The organism is Polyangium jinanense (genome assembly GCF_028435365.1).
In genome coordinates, this window is the sequence record NZ_JAGTJJ010000002.1 from 179,628 (window position 1) to 196,634 (window position 17,007).

The 17,007-nt window shown below is 69.0% G+C and carries 11 protein-coding genes; 3 read left to right on the forward strand and 8 right to left on the reverse strand.

The window, feature by feature from the left end:
• Nucleotides 1-13 precede the first annotated feature (13 nt).
• Both KEG57_RS05750 and KEG57_RS05755 read right to left on the reverse strand, forming a co-directional pair.
• Nucleotides 14-859 carry a LysR family transcriptional regulator gene (locus tag KEG57_RS05750; RefSeq protein ID WP_272417716.1) on the reverse strand — a complete coding sequence of 282 codons (846 nt, stop codon included), beginning with the start codon at nt 857-859 and terminating at the stop codon, nt 14-16.
• Nucleotides 860-861: 2 nt separating this feature from the next.
• Complete coding sequence (locus KEG57_RS05755; protein WP_272417023.1) at nt 862-2,289, reverse strand: hypothetical protein; 1,428 nt, start codon at nt 2,287-2,289, stop codon at nt 862-864.
• Nucleotides 2,290-2,337: 48 nt separating this feature from the next.
• Here KEG57_RS05755 and KEG57_RS05760 point away from each other — a divergent pair, with 48 nt between their 5' ends.
• Nucleotides 2,338-3,963: a thiamine pyrophosphate-binding protein gene (locus KEG57_RS05760; RefSeq protein ID WP_272417024.1), complete on the forward strand. Its 1,626-nt coding sequence runs from the start codon at nt 2,338-2,340 to the stop codon at nt 3,961-3,963.
• Between the two features lie 11 nt (nt 3,964-3,974).
• Nucleotides 3,975-4,496, forward strand: a complete 522-nt coding sequence (locus tag KEG57_RS05765; RefSeq protein WP_272417025.1) for a M17 family peptidase N-terminal domain-containing protein — start codon at nt 3,975-3,977, stop codon at nt 4,494-4,496.
• A gap of 4 nt (nt 4,497-4,500) precedes the next feature.
• Here the strand turns inward: KEG57_RS05765 and KEG57_RS05770 are convergent, their stop codons facing one another.
• A complete protein-coding gene (locus tag KEG57_RS05770) occupies nt 4,501-6,231 on the reverse strand; it encodes a bifunctional metallophosphatase/5'-nucleotidase (RefSeq protein ID WP_272417026.1) in 1,731 nt (576 codons plus the stop codon).
• 116 nt (nt 6,232-6,347) lie between these two features.
• On the opposite strand from KEG57_RS05770, the gene KEG57_RS05775 reads away from it, so the two are divergent.
• Nucleotides 6,348-8,594: a TonB-dependent receptor family protein gene (locus tag KEG57_RS05775; protein WP_272417027.1), complete on the forward strand. Its 2,247-nt coding sequence runs from the start codon at nt 6,348-6,350 to the stop codon at nt 8,592-8,594.
• 131 nt (nt 8,595-8,725) lie between these two features.
• Here the strand turns inward: KEG57_RS05775 and KEG57_RS05780 are convergent, their stop codons facing one another.
• The 5 genes from KEG57_RS05780 to KEG57_RS05800 all read right to left on the reverse strand — a co-directional run bounded on the left by KEG57_RS05780 (nt 8,726) and on the right by KEG57_RS05800 (nt 16,941).
• A complete protein-coding gene (locus KEG57_RS05780) occupies nt 8,726-10,036 on the reverse strand; it encodes a choice-of-anchor L domain-containing protein (RefSeq protein ID WP_272417028.1) in 1,311 nt (436 codons plus the stop codon).
• 198 nt (nt 10,037-10,234) lie between these two features.
• Nucleotides 10,235-12,550 carry an AAA family ATPase gene (locus KEG57_RS05785; RefSeq protein WP_272417029.1) on the reverse strand — a complete coding sequence of 772 codons (2,316 nt, stop codon included), beginning with the start codon at nt 12,548-12,550 and terminating at the stop codon, nt 10,235-10,237.
• A gap of 99 nt (nt 12,551-12,649) precedes the next feature.
• Nucleotides 12,650-13,558 (reverse strand): universal stress protein, encoded by a 909-nt coding sequence (locus tag KEG57_RS05790; protein ID WP_272458249.1) that lies wholly within the window; start codon nt 13,556-13,558, stop codon nt 12,650-12,652.
• Nucleotides 13,555-16,008, reverse strand: a complete 2,454-nt coding sequence (locus tag KEG57_RS05795) for a glycoside hydrolase family 65 protein (RefSeq protein WP_372518256.1) — start codon at nt 16,006-16,008, stop codon at nt 13,555-13,557. Before KEG57_RS05795 ends, KEG57_RS05790 begins: the two co-directional genes overlap by 4 nt.
• 519 nt (nt 16,009-16,527) lie before the next feature.
• Nucleotides 16,528-16,941 (reverse strand): response regulator, encoded by a 414-nt coding sequence (locus KEG57_RS05800; protein ID WP_272417032.1) that lies wholly within the window; start codon nt 16,939-16,941, stop codon nt 16,528-16,530.
• Between the last annotated feature and the right edge of the window lie 66 nt (nt 16,942-17,007).

Below are 17,007 nucleotides of genomic sequence, written 5' to 3' on the forward strand. Positions count from 1 at the left end.
CAGAGCCGCCGGCTCAGAGCGCCGCGCGAAACCGCCGCGTGAGCGCGTCCATGAGCACCCGCACGCGGGGCGTCTTGCGCAGGTCGGGGTGGGTGAGGAGCCAGGCGGTTCGTTCGAGCGGCGCGACGCGCTCGCGATAGGCGGGGATCTCCACGAGCTCGGGGTGGAGCGCGGCAATGGCGCGCGGAATGAGCCCGACGCCCACGCCGCCGGCGACGAGCGACACGAGCGCGCTGAACTGCGCGCGGCTGGCATAACGGCTGGCGTGCTCGCGCTCCCATGCGGATTCGGCCGAGGAGCGCTCGCTCAGTGCGCGGACGACCCAGAGCGGTTCGGGCTCGCGCCTCACGGCCTCCGCGGTCCCGAAGACGCCGTACGGAAGTTTGCCGAGCCGAACCCCCCAGCACCCCGTAGGCGGTCGCCGCATGACGCCGATCGCGACGTCGACCTCCCGGTCACGGACGCTCGGCCCCGAATCGCCGAGAATGAGGTTCACGCGCAAGGGGTATTGTGTGGTGATCTCGGCGATCGGGTCCACGAGAAACGGGAGCAAGGCCTCCACGGTCGTGAGGCTGACCTCGCCGACGATTTCCGTGGCCTGGGCGTGCACGTGCCCCGAGACCTCGGCGAGGGCTTTGCGCATGCGGTGGCCGACCTGCGCGAGCATGGCGCCGGTCTCCGTCAACCCGCCGCCGGCCGCGCCACGTTCGAGGCACGGCGAGCCCACGGTGGATTCGAGGATCGCAATGCGTCGGTACACGGTGGAAGCCGACACGCCAAGCTCGCGGGCGGCGCCGCCCACGCCGCCCGCGCGGGCGACGGCCTCCAGATATCGGACGTCTTCCCAGAGAATCGACATATTCACGGCTCGATCTTCGACGGAAAGTCAACCGGATCGGGGCACGCTTGAATGAGGAGCGACGCGCTCGTCGTGCACAGGAACGTCGACGAGTGGTCCTCGTAGCCGAACGTGTACACGTACGGACATTCGTCCTTCACGGCCGGGCTGTAATCGGTGCCCGCCTGCACCCCGAGCGCGGTGCAGCCCGCGCTGTCGTACCGGTAGGGAAAACCATTGTACGTGTGCACCGAGTTGGGGCAGCAATACTTGAGGCAAGCATCGTCCCCGGCGCCGACCTTTTGCGTCACCGTGCAGAGATCACACCCGCCGAGGCACGTATTCGCCTTCCCCGCCTCCGCGTCCGTGCAGCCCGCGGGGCCACACGAGAACCTTCGATTCGCGTGGACCCCCTCGTCGTGACCAAACCCGACCGCGAAATCGGGCGCTCCGTTCCACGTCCACTCGGGCCCGCCGATGTTGCCCGCGTTGAACACCGTGCCCGTCGGAATCCGATTCGACTCCTTGCCATCCGGACACGTCCCGCAGGAGCCAACGATCACCTTCTTGCCGTTGCCGTCGATCATCGTGGGGCACTCCTTGCACCCCGCGGGCGCCGGCGCGAACGCGTCCGAGCCGTCCGGGCATTGCGTGTTCACGTCGAACCGGCACCCCGTCCCGCGGCACCAGAAAATGTTGTTCGGATCCGGCGCGCCGCCCCCGCAGCTCTTCATGCCGACCGCGCTCGCCGTCGTCCACGCGTTGACCGCGCTGATGTCGTAATAGAGCGAGCCCTGGCCGGGATTGTCGTACGTGAACTCGAACGTCGCGTTCTTCGCGGCCTCGCTGCCGACCTCGCAGGCATTGCCGTACGGATTGCACCCCGTCGCGAGCCAGCCCGTCCCGCTCGGGAACCCGGCATCGTTCGGCAGGACGATCTCGTGCTGCTCGCCCGGCTCGAGCTCGAAGAACGGATTGCACGCGCAGGTGCTCCCCTTGCAATACACGAGCCCCGGATCCCCGCCGCCGGCCATGTTCTTCGCGATCTCCGTGCATTGCCCCACGCCCTCGGGATCGCCGCACGCCGCGCCGTTCCACGCGCAATCCGTCGGCCGCGCCCACATCGGCGTGGTCCTCCCATCCATCTTGAACCAGCGCGTCTCACTGCAATTGTTCACGAGCTTGATCCGGCGCACGCTGTCGTCCGCCGGACAGAATGCCGTCCCGGCCTCGTACGCGGGCCCGCGCGAGCCGCTGCCGCCGCTCCCGCCCGCGCCCGCGCTGCCGCCCGAGCCCGGGCCCGCCGCGTCGCCGCCCGAACCACCCGAGCCCGCGGATCCCCCGGATCCCGTCGCATTCGCGCCCGGGCCGTCTCCCGAGCAGCCCCAGCAAACGAGCGCCACCGCCGCCGCCGCGGCCCAGCCGATGTTCCACGCAAGCCGGTTCGTCATGGCAGGGAGCCTATCATCGCCCGCCCCTCCCGTGGTATATGCCCCGCCATGGCACAGGTCCACGGCGGCAGGCTCGTATCGAAGGCGCTCGCGCGGCACGGGGTCACGCACCTCTTCACGCTCTGCGGCGGGCACATCCAGGCCATTTACGATGGGTGTCTCGACGACGGCATCCGCGTCGTCGACGTCCGGCACGAGCAGACCGCGGGGCACGCGGCCGACGCCTGGGCCCGCGTCACGGGCAAGCCCGGCGTCTGCGCGGTCACAGCCGGCCCTGGCGTCACCGACACCGTCACCGCGGTCGCCAATGCCCAGCGCGCCGGCATCCCCATGATCGTGATCGGCGGCGCCGGCCCGCGCCTGCTCGCCGACATGGGCTCGCTCCAGGACATGAACCACGTCGAGCTCATGCGCCCGGTCACGAAGTGGAGCGTCTCCGTCCCCTCCACCGACCGCATCCAGGAGTACATCGACGCCGCCTTCCGCATCGCGCAGGGCAACGTCCCCGGCCCGGTCTTCCTGGAGATGCCGCTCGATCTCCTCATGAACTTCGGCGACGACGCCCCGCCCGCCACGGTTCCTTTCGACGAACCCCCGCGCCCCGCCGGCAATCCGCACGCGATCGCCCGCGCCGCGGCCATGCTGCGCGAGGCCGAGCGGCCCATGTTCATCGTGGGCACGCAGCTCCGCTGGTCGCCGCGCAAGGAGATCCTGCGCGCGTTCGCCGACGCCATCGACGCCCCGTATTTCCTGAACGGCATGGCCCGCGGCGGCCTGCCGCATGCGCACCCGAACTTCTTCGCCCGGTCGCGCCGCGTCGCGCTCGGACAAACCGACCTCTGCGTCGTCCTCGGCACGCCCTTCGATTTCCGCCTCGAATACGGCCGCGCCATCAACCCGGGCGCGCGCGTCATCCAGATCGACCTCGACGGCAACGAGATCGGCCGCAATCGCAAGGTCGACGTCGCGATTCACGGCGACAGCGGCCTCGTCCTCGAGCAGCTCCTCGCCGAGGTGAAAGAGAAGCGCGCGCCCGGCTGGATCGCGGCGATGCGCGCGGCCGAGGACAAGTCGCGGGCCAAGATGCAGCCCGAGATCGACGCCACGACCGACCCGCCGAACCCGCTGCGCGTCTGCGACGAAATCGGAAAACGCCTCGGCAAGGAGGACATCGTCATCGGCGACGGCGGCGATTTCGTGGCCACGGCGGCGAACGTGATCAAGCTCGAATGGCCGCAGCTCTGGATGGATCCGGGCCCGCTCGGCACGCTCGGCGTCGGCCCCGGGTATGCGATGGCCGCGAAGCTCGCCCGTCCCGGCGCGCGCGTCGTGCTCATTTACGGCGACGGCTCGTTCGGCTTCAACGCGGCCGAGTTCGAGGCGCTCGCGCGGCAGGGCATTCCGGTGGTCAGCATCATCGGCAACGACGCCGCGTGGATGCAGATTCGCCGCGGCCAGGTCGATCTTTACGGCGCGGATCGCTCGCCGGCCACGGCGCTCGAATATACGCGTTATGAAAAGGTCGTCGAGGCGCTCGGCGGCGTGGGGTATTGGGTCGAGAAGATGGCCGACCTCGGCCCGGCCCTCGACGCCGCATTCGCGGCCGACAAACCGTCTTGCGTGAACGTCAAGATCGCCACCAGCGAGTTCCGCAAGGGCGCGATCAGCGTATAGCGGGGCGGGACGTGGAGCTCCGCTTCTGCAACCCCGAGCTCACGAGCCTGGACGATCTCGACACCGAGATCCTCGCGTGCAGCGTGTGGGCGGACGCGCGCCCGGTGCATGGCGCCTTTGGCCTCTGCGATTGGCGCATGGCTGGGCACCTGTCCGGGCTTTTGCGTAGTGGCTTTTTGACGGGCAAGCTCGGCGAGGTCCTGATGGTCCCGGGCAAACCGCGCCTCACGTTCGACAAGCTCCTGTTTTTCGGGGCGGGTCCGCGCGAGGGATTCGGCGAGGAGGCCTTCCGCCGCGTCGTTCAGCACATGCTCGACGTGATGGAGGGCCTCGCCGCGCGTGTTGCGGTCGTCGAATTGCCGGGCCGCCCGGACGGCCTGATCCCGGCCGAACGAGCGGCCGACATCCTGCTCGCGAGCGCCGGCCGCAAGCGCGAGCACGACGTCTGGACGCTCGTCGAGGGCGCCGACGGCAAGCAGCGCATCACGCAACACATGATCGAGGAGCGGAGGCGGGTGCGGCGGGTGCTCTAGCGGTTCAAGGCAGGACCTGACAAACCCCTTTCCGCTCCGTATTGCAGATCCGCCCGTCGACCTTCGGCGCGAGCGGCTTGTTCTCTTTCTTCAGCGCAGCGAGCCTGTCGAGCACGACCTGCTTGATGTCCGGCCCCTTGGCGATCACCTTCGCCGAGCCCAGCATCGAGTAGCCGTCCTTTTTCCCCTTCGGGTCGACCATATAATCGATCGTGACCGCGTAGAGCACGTCCTTTGGCCCGATCTTTTTGGGTTTGGCGCCGAGCAAGGTCAACTTCGACGCCGTCTTCGCCGTGGTATCGTGCTCGAAGGCGAACCCGGCGATTTGCAGGAAATGCCCCTCGCCCGTCCAGTTCTCGATGCTGTGGTTCACGACCTTCTGCAAGGTCTCCCCGTTGATCTCGATGAGGTGGAGGATCGCCGGATACGCGAAGAGCTCCTCGATGTTGCGCGTCGTGATCGGCTCGCCTTTCGGCAGGTTCAGGTTGATCCGCAAGGTCCCGCTGTTGATGAAGGCGATCTGCGGGCGTTTCTTCTCCTTGGGGAACGCGGCGAGCGCCTGATCGAGGATCCAGTTCCCGAGGTTCGTCTCGAAGCGGCGAATTTCGAGCTCCTCGGCGATGAGATCCTCGCCCGCCGCGCCGAGCACCTCGGAGAGGCAGCCCGAGCCCGCGGGCAAGTTGCGCGTCTTCGCGCAGAAATCGTCCTCGTGTTTCTTGAGCGTGCCGTCGACCCACGCCTTCATCTCGGGATCCTCGGGCACGGCCGCGCCTTCGAGCGGGACCCATTCGTGGGAGATCCGAAGGTTGCCACTCGAACGATCGATCGTGAGCACGTTCGCGCTCACCGCGTCCGCGTCGGCCTTGTAGACCACGCGCTCGCCCGCCGCGGCTTTTTGCTTTTGATGCTCGTGCCCGCCGAGGATCACGTCCGGCCCCTCGGCGCCGAGTTTTTCGAGCAGCCCCCGATCCGTCGTCATGGACAGGTGCGTCAGCGCCACGACCACGTCCGCGCCCTCTTTGCGCAGCGCGGCCGTCTGCACACGCGCGGCCTCGGCCGGGTCGTGAATCGCCGCGATGTACGGCTGATCCGCGCCAATCGTCACGCCGAACAGGCCGAGCTTCAGCGGGCCGCAGGGCACGATCGTACGCGGCAGGACTTTTCCTTCGGGCAGGTTCACCGCGGATTTGCCCGCGTCGTCGACCTTGAAATGCACGTTCGCCGAGAGCCAGCGGAACTCCGACTCCGCGACCCGCGACGAGATCACGGCCGGGTCGTCCTTGTCGAACTCGTGATTGCCGAACGCCGCGAAGAGCCGGGCGTCCTGCCCGGGGCCGCCATCGAGCCGGCTCACGGCTTCGATCATCTGCCGGCCCTTGTACATCTGGCTGATCAGCGACGGGAACAGCATGTCGCCCGCGTGCAGCACCACGAGGTCCGGATACTTCTTTTCGAGCTCCTTGCGGATCGTCCGGACCCGCGCCATGCCGCCTTTGCCGCCGGGGAGCGGCTCGATCCGATACGTGTCGTTGATCGAGAGCACCGCACACCCCGTCTTCGGCGCCGGCGGCGTCGTGGCCGTCGTCGTCTCCGTCGTCGGGGTGGTCTTGACGGGTTCGTCCGGGCCTTTCGCGGGCGTCTCGGTCGCGGGCGCGCCGCAGCCTGAGGCGAGGGCGAGGGCCATGAGCAGGGCAGGGGCGTGCGTCCGGGCGCGATCACGAATCCGAGGCGTCATCGTTCGAGCGTACACGCCTCCCCACGCCAAAATCCAGCCGCCGGAATCCCGCGCGACATCGTCTGTTGACTTTGAATTTCAAGAACGTTACAGGGCATCGACTCCCAGAGAACCGCATGCGCCCCCGCACCCTGCTCGGCTCGTTTTTCCTGCTCGCCTGCGCGACCGAAGCCTTCGCCGACGAGGCCAAACCCGCGCCCCCCATTCCTGACGCCCCGCCAAACGAGGCGCCCGCGAAGGCGGAGCCGAGCCCCGAAGACGCCTCCGCAAAGCCCAAGAAAGGCGAGGCCGCCGAGGCGCAGGCAGCGCCGCCGCCGGTGATCGAGGTGAGCGTGATCGGCCGGAGCGACGACGCGCTCCAGAAGGTGCCGGGCTCGGGCACGTTGATCGGCGCGAAGGAGATCCGCCGCTCGATGCCCGCCGAAACGGGCGAGATCCTGCGGCGCGTGCCGGGCCTCGTGGTGCGGCCCGAGGAGGGCCTCGGCCTGCGGCTCAACGTCGGCATGCGCGGCCTCGATCCGACGCGCAGCCGTCAGGTGCTCATCCTCGAAGACGGCATGCCCGTCGCGATCAACCCTTACGGCGAGCCGGATCTCTACTACTCGACGCCCGTCGAGCGCATCCGCGCGGTCGAGGTCGTGAAGGGCTCGGGCAGCATTTTGTTCGGACCTCAAACCATTGGCGGCGTCGTCAACTTCCTCACGGCGCTGCCCCCGGACAAACCCGAGTGGTCGCTCGAAGCGCAGGCCGGTCAGCGCAACTACTACAAGCTCTCCGGCCTCTACGGCGGCACGGCGGGCGACGCACGGTACGTCCTGCAGTTCACGAGGAAGCAAGGCGACGGCTTCCGCAACATCGAGTTCCACGCCACGGACTTCATGGGCAAGATCGCGTTCCCGACCTCGGCGCGCGGCGAAGCCACGTTCAAGATCGCGGTGTACGACGAGTTCTCGCGCTCGACGTACGTGGGCCTGACGCGGCGCATGTTCGAGCTCGACCCGCGAACCCCCTCGATCGCGCCGCACGACGGGTTCAACGTGCGCCGCTACGACGCCTCGCTCACCCATGAATACCGTTTTTCCGAGGCGACGCGGCTGCGCACGTTCATCTACGGCTACATCACGGATCGCGACTGGCGCCGGCAGAACTACGACCGTGATGCGAAGCCCGACGTCACGTACGAGCGAATCGTTGGGGATCCGTCGGTCTCGGGCGCCGCGGTCTTCTTCCGCAATACCTCGATGGTCCGGGACCGCGATTACCAGGTCCTCGGCATCGAGCCGCGTGTCGAGCACCGCTTCGAGACGGGCCGGGTGCGCCACACGCTCACGGCCGGCGCGCGCGCGCACGTCGAGACCGCCGACCGAAAGCAATTCCAGGGCGACATCGTGGATACGGCGGCCGGGAACCTCCAGGACCGGGAGCACCACCGCACGTTCGCGATCGCCGCCTATGCCCAGGACCGCCTCGCGTTCCGGGACGATTTGCTGGTGACGCCCGGCGTCCGCGTCGAATACGCGGCGAACCTGCGCAGCGTGGATCGAACGGCGGAGACCGGCACATCGCGGGACGTGACGAACCGCGGCACGAGCGATTCGCTGGCGGTGATGCCCGGCATCGGAATGGTGTACGGCACGCCGAAGCTGAACTTTTTCGGGGGCGTGCACGTCGGGTATGCGCCGCCGCGCGTGTCGGCCGCGATTTCGCCGGGCGGCCAGGACGCCCAGCTCGACGCCGAGGAGAGCACGAACTACGAAATCGGCATGCGGCTCGCGCGCCCGAAATGGATTCGCGCCGAGGTCACGGGGTTCATCATGAGCTTCCGCAACCAGATCGTGACCGGCACGGAGGCGAGCGGGCAGCAGAGCGAGCTCGCGAATGGCGGACGAACCCTGCACCGAGGCGCCGAAGCGCAAGTCACGCTCGGCATCGGCCAGGCGCTTTCCCTGCCGCTCGCAATCGATGTGACCGGACGATATACCTTTTCCGTCTCGACGTTCCGCGGCGGTCCGTTCGACGGCAATCGCCTGCCATATGCGCCGCTCCACACGGCGAGCGCGACGCTCGACGTCGAGCACCGGATCGGGCTCGGGGCGCAGGTCGCCTGGAGCTACCTGAGCGACCAGTTCGCCGACGAATACAACACGGTGCTCGTGGACCCGACGGGGCGCCTCGGCGTCGTGCCGGGGTATCACCTCGTCGACGTGGCGTTGCGCTACCGCCACGCGAAGACGGGGCTCGGCGCGCTCCTCACGGTGAAGAACGCGCTCGATCAGGTGTTCGTGGCGACGAGGTTGCCCGACGGCATTCAAACGGGGGGATTCCGTCAAGTCAACGTCGGGCTGCGGTGGGACCACCGCTAGCGAGGTGCCGATAAACTTGCTGCGCGCCTCGAATCGTCGGTCGGGCTCCTCGGAATACTGGAGTATTCCTGCGTCGCCCTTCCTAGCTTCGATGCGCTCGCTGCGTTTCTCGGCACCTCGCTATGAATCTCTTACTTCGGAATCGGCGGGATCGGGGTCGTGCCGACCGTGGTGCCGGCCTCGGCGCTCCATTGCCAGTTGTCGATGATGGCCGTCGAGTCGAGGACGCCGTCGCCCGAGTCGTAGGCGCCCCAGCGAATCCGAATGGTGCTGCCCGGCGTGACGGGCGCCTGCGTCTTCAGCCAGCTCGTGGCCGCGTGCGACTCGAATCCAGTGCCGTCGAGCTCCGCCGTGCCGAGCGGGCAGTCGAAACTCTTGCCGCCTGCCGTGCAGGGCGGGCCAGCCGAGCAGCCGCACACGTTCATGAAGGCGTTGTTCACGCTGATGGGGTTGCCCTGCATGTCGAACGAGATCTGCCCGTCCGGTTGGCCCGCCGGGATCGGCGAGAGGATCGCCACGAAGAAGTCGTTGTACTTGCTGCAGATGTAGCCCGGCCACTCGTACGTGTAGAAGTTGAAGTCGAACGAGAAGCCCTTCGCATTCTGCGGCACGCGAATCTCGAGTTCGACCGCCGTGGCGTCGTACGGCGTGCCCGTGACGACACCCGGGCACGCCGGCGACTCCTTCGGGAAACCCTGCGGATGGCCGCTGTTGTACCCCTTGCTGAAGCCGCTCGGGCTCTGATAGCCCCCGTCCGTCGGCTGACGCGCCGCGCCGCTGGAGACGCTGAAGATCTTGCCGCCCGCCCGCGGCTTGACATTCGGGCCGAAGCCGCTCAGGACGCCGTGGCCGAGGTGATAGTTCGCGCTGCCGTTCGCCGGCGAGCCGTCGGCCATGACCCATTGCGCGCTGACGACGCCCCAATCGGTCCCGCCCGGCGTGGCGATCTTGCAGAGCTCCACGGCGCGCGCCGCGTCGAGCGGATCCTGCGTGTCGACCGCGATCGCCCCGTCGCAGGTCTCGACCGCCTCGTCGATCGCCATGTTGCAGTTCTCGTCCGAGGGCTTGTAGTCGGGGTTCATCGCGTCGCCTACGACCTCGACCGAGTTCGGGCTGACGTTCACGTCGCAATCGTTGCAGTCGCCCGTCGCCTCGCTGAACCCGTCGCCGTCGTCGTCCACGTTGACGTCCGTATCGCAGAGGTTCTCGCCGGCGCCGCTGCCGCCCGCGCCGGGGCCGACGAACGAGCCGCCGACGCCGTCGGGGTTCGAGCCGCCGTTGCCGCCCGGCGTGGCGCCCGCGCCGCCCTCCCCGGACCAATCCTCGCCGCCGGAACCACCGTCACCAAAGACGTTGCGGCCACCCGTGGCTGTGCATGCGGCGCCCAGCACGGTGCTGCCTGCAAGGCCCACGAGCCCGATCCACTTCACCAAGTTCCGCATGGCCACTCCTTGAAAAGCTGATCCGCGTCGAGGCCTCCGGCCCCGACAAACCTGGGGGCCGTGCGGCCGCGAGCAGTCTACAGGCAAGGCGTGTCCTTCGTGCAGCAAGAAATCGGCGAGGGGACGTACGAAAATCGAGGACCCGTCGTCCGGGGCGAAACCCCGGACGCCCATTGGTCGGCTCCTCCCGTCCCGCAGCTAACGGGCCCGCCCGGTTTCCGCCATCGCGCGCCAGAACCGCTCGAGCCGGTGCTCGATCGCGCCGAAGACCGTGCCCGCAGGGTAATGACCGGTGTCGTCCGCGATACCTGCGGGCGAGCCTGTGAGCAGCTCGATACCTTCTTCGACCGCAGAAACCACGTGAACGTGGAATTGTTTACGCTCGATAGCCTCGACCACGTCGCTGCGCAACATCAACGCATGCTGATTCGTGGCCGGGATCAGGACGCCCTGGTGGCCGGTCAGGCCTTTGGCCGCACAGAGATCGTAGAATGCCTCGATTTTTTCATTGAGACCACCCACGGGCAGGACGCCGCCCTGCTGATCGACGCTGCCCGTCACCGCGAGGTCTTGCCGCAGTGCATAACCAGAGAGCGACGAGAGCAGCGCGTAAAGCTCGGGCGACGAGGCGCTGTCGCCGTCGATCGGCTCGTACGTCTGCTCGAAGACGAGCGAGGCGCCGAACGAGAGGGGGCGGATCTGCGCGAACCGGAGCGACAAGAAGCCCGACAAAACGAGCACGCCCTTCGCATGGATGGGCCCGCTCATTTCAACCTCGCGCGCGATGTTCACCGGCCCCTCGGTCCCCGGATACACGACGGCCGTGACGCGGCACGGCCGGCCAAACGTGACCGGTCCGTCGCTCAAGACCGAGATCGCGTTCACCTGGCCGACGCGCCGGCCCGTGACATCGATGCGGATCGTGCCGTCGGCGAGCAGCTCGTGCACCTGGTCGCGGAAATGATCACTCCGCCGCCGCGCCGCCGCGAGCGCACCCACGATCTCGCCGCCGTCGACGACACGTTTGCCCTTGCTTGTGGCGCGGTAGCTCGCCTCCGTCGCGACCTCCGCCAGGAGGCCGAGCTGCGCGGTGACCTTGCGCTGGCTCTCGGCGAGGCGGCCGCCGTAGAAGAAGAGCTCCGCCACGGCGTCGGCCGTGAGCGGCAAGAGGCGCCGCTCGCGCACGATGTCCGCGAGGAACGAGGGGTAGGTCGCGAGCGCCGCGCCGAGCGGCATCGTGCCCTCGAAGCGCGCCTGCACCTTGAAGAGCTGCGAGAACTCGGGGTCGGCCTCGTGTAGGTCCTGGTAGAGGTCGGGGCTCGCGATGAGCACGACCTTCAGGTCGAGCTGCATCGGCGGGAACATGAGCTCCTCGCTCGTGCCGCGGTAATACGTGGGGTTGTGCTCGGGCACGATGAACTTGCTCGCGAGCAAGCACGCCTTGAGCTGCTCGTAGAGCGCCTCGTTCTTGAGCAGCGCGTTCGCCGGCAGGATCAAAAATCCCCCGTTCGCGAGGTGCAAAGCGCCCGCCACGGCGAACCCCGGCTCCGGCGGCGTGCCCGTGTCGGGCGGCGCGTAGCTCCGGCCGAACAGCGCCGACAAGGTCGGATACGGGACCTCCACGACCGGCGCGCCCGACCCCGGCTTGTGCTCGGTGAGCAGCGTGGGCACCACGATGCCCTGCACGAGCACGGGCTGTTCGTCGTTGCCAGGTTCGTCCACGAGCAGGCGCGTCTCGCGCGTGACGAGCGTCTCGACGTCGCCGAGGAACGCGAGTAGCTCCTCGCGGCCCTCGAAGCGCGCGCGCACCGGCGAGAAGCACGCCTTCACCGCGTCGCCGAGGAGCTGCTTCGTCGTCGCGCGGAGCTCCGAATCGGCCTCGTCCTGCACCTCGGCGAGCCGCTCCTCGAAGGCCTCGATCGCCGTCGTGATCTCCCGGATCGACTCGCTCGGCGGGCTCTCGTCGACGAGCGGCGTGACCTGGAACTCGCGCCCCGCGCGCACCACGTCGAGCCCGAGCCCCTTCGCATGCGTGCGGAGCTCCTCTTCGAGCCGCGACTCCTCCGCCTCCACGCGCCGCTGCCCGCGCGCGCGCGCCTGCTTCCACCGCTCGCCTTCCGTCGCGCCGTGGATCGACTCCAGAAGCTTCGCGTAGAGCTCCTCCATCGCCTCCGTGAACGGACGGCCTTCGCCCGCGGGCAAGGTCAGCACCGTCGGCTCGCTCGGCCTTCGCGGGTTCGGCAGGAGCAACATGTCGTCGGGCGTGGGGAGCGTCGCGGCGAGCCGCCGGGCGACCTGACGCGCGCAGAACGTCCGTCCCGAACCGGACGGACCAACGACGACCACGTGAAACCGGGAGTGGCGGATATCCAGCCCGAACGAAAGCGCCGCGAGGGCGCGCTCCTGGGCCGCGATGCCCGAGACGGGCTCCACCTCTTCGGTCGTATGGAATGACAGCTCCGCGGGCTCGATGCGCTTGAGGCACTCCGCTGCGGTAAGCTCACGTGCGGGCATATCGCCGAAAGATACCACCCGACCCCGCACCCCGCCCGGCCCTCCGCGCGATGCGTCGCATTCGTCCGAGACACCACGAGCGAGGGCCTGTCCGTCCCGTCATGGGCAACGCAAGACGAGCACGGGGCAGGTGGCCTTACGCAGGACGCGCTCGAAGACCGCCCCGTGCTCCTCGCTCCGGAGCCCGTGCCACGCGAGCACGGTGAGATCCGCGGCGAGCGTGTCGGCGAAGCGGAGGATCTCGTCCGCGGGGTCGCCAGCGCCGAGGAAGAAGCGTGTCGGCACGTCCTCGGGGCAGTGGCCGATCGTTTTCGCGAAGCGATGCACGAACTCCGCGGAGAACGCGGGCCACTCGTGATGCGGCTGGTCCACGTACTGCGGCGCGCCCATCGCGCCCGGCTCGACGTGGGGGCCGTGCTGCGCCTCGCCCACGAGCACGATGTCGAGCGACGCGCCCGCCCGCCGCGCCAGGTCCCCGGCCGGCTCGAGCGCGCTCGCCGTGCTCGGCGTCCCGTCGAGGGGCACGAGGATCCGCGCGAGCGCGAGCCGCTCCTCCGGCCGCACCACGATCACCGGCGCGTGCGACCGCTCGATCGTGTGCGCAGCGAGCTCACCCACCCCGAGCCCCCCGCGCTCCCGGGTCTCGGCCCCCACGATCACGAACGCCGTCGGGTGCGCCTCCGTGAAGGCCACGATCCGCTCCACGGGATCGCCGACCTCCACGTCGAGCACCACGCCGTCGAGCGCGTGCGTAGGTATCCCGAGGAGCCTCGGCAGCTCGCCGGGCGGGACCTTCGCCTCGGACACGAAGATCCCGTGCAGTGGCTCGTGCAGCGTCCTCGCCACGAGCCGACCCATCGCGATCGCCGCCTGTGATGCGGCTGCGTCCGCGCCGTTCAGGGCCACGAGCACCCGCTGCCTCTTCGGCCGCGCCTCGCTGCGCGGCCCTTCCTCGACGCCTCGTTCGGCGCCGTGGGACGTACCTTCCGCGAGATCCGCCGGCTTCATGGCTCGATCTCCTCCCACGCCAAAAATCCTTCTTCCTCGCGCCGCGCCACGTAGGCGCGTCCGGGCTCGGCGCGCACCGTGTGTGTCGCCCCGGCCTTGCCCGGAGCGGTGAGCCCGATCGGCGCGGTCCCGGAGGTCACGTGCACCTCCACCTCGCCCGGCAGTGCGTGCACCTGGAGCGAGCGGCCGCGGAGCTGCATCGGCAAGGACACGCGCCGCATCCCCGGCAGGAGCGTCGGCGCGACGATCAGCGTCTCTGGGTCCTCGGGCGCCGTGCGCAGGCCCGCCACGCCGAAGGCCACGGCTTGCCACAGGCTTCCGAGCCCGGCCGCGTGCACGCCGCCCGCGGCATTGCCCATGTTGTTGCCGAGGTCGATCGACGCCGTCTGCTCGAGGTACCGCGCGGCCGTCTCGAGCAGACCGAGCCGCGCCGCCACGAGGGCATGGATCCCGGGCGACAGCGAGCTGCCGTGCGCCGTGCGTGGCTCGTAATAGAGAAAATTCTCCCGCCGCGCGCTGGGCGAGAACTCGTCCCAGAGCAGCGCGAGGAGCTGCACCACGTCGGCCTGCTTCACCACCTGCGAGTGCTTCGTCCGCTCGCGACCGAGCAGCACGTCGATCGGCACCGTGCGCGGCGAGTACGCGGCGACGTCGACGTATTCGAGACCAAAAAAGCCCTTGTGCTGCTCGATCAGCCCCGTGCGCGGATCCTCGCCGAGGTACATCCGCGCGGCGATCTCCTCCCAGTGGCGGATCTCCTCCGGCGTGACCCCGAGTGCCGCCGCCTTCGCGCTCCCCACGCCCCGCGCGATGGCCGCCGCGTACCGCAGGTTCTGCCGCGCCATCCAGTTCGTGAACGCGTTGTCGTCCACGCTCTCGTGGTACTCGTCGGGCCCGATTACCCGGTCGATGTGGAACTTGCCGTCGACCTTCACAGAGCCGCGGCTCACCCAGAAGCGCGCCGTCTCGATGAGGATCTCCGCGCCCTCCTCGCCGAGGATCCGTTCGTCGCCGGTGCTCTGCGCGTAGGCCCAGATCGCGTACGCCACGTCCGCGCTGATGTGGTGCTCCTCCAGCCCGGACAGGATCGGCACGATCTCGCCGACCGGGCTCCGCACGAACTCGGGCGTCGTCTCGTCCCCCGTGTCCGCCGACTCCCACGCGTAGAGCGCGCCCTCGAAGCCGAGCTTCTTCGCCTTGCGCCGCGCGCCGTCGAGGGTGAGGTGCCGGTAGAGCAAGAGCGTCCGCGCCGCCTCGGGCCACGTGTGCACGTAGAACGGCACCATGAAGATCTCCGTGTCCCAGAAGACGTGACCGCGGTACGCCTCGCCCGAGAGAGCGCGCGCGCCGATCGAGCAGCGCGGATCGTGCGGCTGCACCGTCGCGATCAGGTGGTAGAGCGCGAACCGGAGCGCCCGCTCGATCCCCGGCGCCCCGTCGATCTCCACGTCCGACTGCTTCCACCGCGCCTGCCACGCCGCCACGTGATCCGCGAGCAACGCGTCGAACGACGTCCCCGCCGCTTGCCGTTCGAGCAGCTCGACCCGCTGCACCGGTGCCGTTCCGTCACGCGACGTAAACAGACCGACCACACGATGCAGCACGCTCGGCTCGCCGAGCCGGACGTGCAGCGTGCACCGCTCCATCGCCGACACCGGCCCGACCTCCCGCTCGCAGCGCATCTCGAGCGACCCCGGATCCGCTGCCGTCGTGCGCGACGCGAGCGCGAGCTCGAGCCCGCCGTGCGTCTTGCCCACGAGGATCGGCCCCACGAGCCCGTGACGCGGCTCGAACCCGGCCCAGTGCGACGAGCCGCTCCCGCTCTTCACGTCGCCCGACAGCACCGCGTCGACCACCACCGTGCCCGAAAAATTGTGCGGCGAGATCTCCACCGCCTCGAGCAGCAGATGCCGGTTCGCGAGCGACGCGAGGTGCACCGTCCGGATCCGCGTCGCGTGCCCGCCCGGCCCGGTCCCGAGCCCTTCGCGCAGGAGGAGCCCGCGCCGCAGGTCGAGCGTCCGGTGGTGCCGCTCCATCGACGTCGTCTCCACCCCGAACGGCTCGCCCTCCACCGTGAACCGCAGCCGCCCCCAGTCCGGCGCGATCACGAGCTCCGGCACCGGCGACACATCCGACGACGCCTCGAACGCCCCCGCCAGAAACGTCGCCGGCCGCGACACGCTGCTTCCCTCCGCCAGCGACCCGCGCATCCCGAGGTAGCCGTTCGCGATCGTCAAAAGCGACTCGATCTCGTGCTCCCGCGCCACGTCGAAGCCGCTCTCCACCACCACCCACGAAGGGTCCCGCGGCGGCGCGAACGGCCCGAGCTCGGCTTCCAGCGCGAGCTGCTGCTCCAGGATGTCCGCGAGCCCCGCGAGCCCGTACGCCTCGCCCACGACGAGCACGTCCTCCGGAGCGAGCCCGAGCGGCCGCGCGATTTCGTGCATCATGAACGAAAGCACGTCCCCGCGGTCTACCGTCTGCACGACCTCGATGGGCCTGCCGCGGTGATCGAATCCGAAGAGGTGATCCCCGCCGTTCGCCGCGACGTGGAGCCGTTTCCTCGGCTCCTCTGCGATCGCCGCCTCGATCGCGGGCGCGAGCGCGTCGAGGCTCGCGTCCGTCACGATCGCTACCCGTGCGCCTCGATCGAGCAGTGCGCCCACGAGGCCGAGGGCCCGCGTCGACTCGGGCGCTTGGGCTGACGTTCCGCACAGATCCCAGCTCAGCACGAACAGGCGAAAGAGGTGATCGAGCTCGGGCAGGGGGGACGTCGTGACGAACCCGGACGAGCGACCGGATGCGGGCTCTCGGATCTCGGCAGATGCGGTGGACGTCATGGGCCCCGTTCATCGAGCGAGGACCGTGCCGACGTCGTGCGCCCCCGCGGTCCCCCGATCCGTGCAGCGCCGTGGCATTTGCATCCACCGCGCACGGAGCGCGAAACGAACGAGCGTACGGGGCGCCGTTCAGGCGGCGAGACGTGAAAGCTCGTCGAGCAGCTTTTCGAGATCGAAGGGCTTGCGAATCATCGCGCGCACCCGACGAACGGGCACATCGAGGCGCGACTCGTTCATCGCGGAGAGCACCATCACGGGAACGTCGATCCCTGCGCGATCGAGCGCGGCGAGGAACGCGTCGCCTTTCATCTCGGGCATCAAGTAATCGAGGAGAATCACATCGGGCCGGGTGCCTGCTACCAGCCTTGCGAGCGCCTCGCTTGCCACGGTGTGCGCTTCTACCTCGTAGCCTTCTTCTCGGAGCAGATCGGAAAGTGCTTCGACCAGGGCATCATCGTCATCCACGATGAAAACCGAGGGCCCGGATTTCTTGTCGTCGGGGCTACCGGGTGGCGCGGCCGGCACGTTCGGGCTCGGACTCATGGGCCCCTTCCATCGAGCAGGTTCCCCGCGTCGTCGAGCCTCCGGACCCCTTGCCGCCGCTGGCTG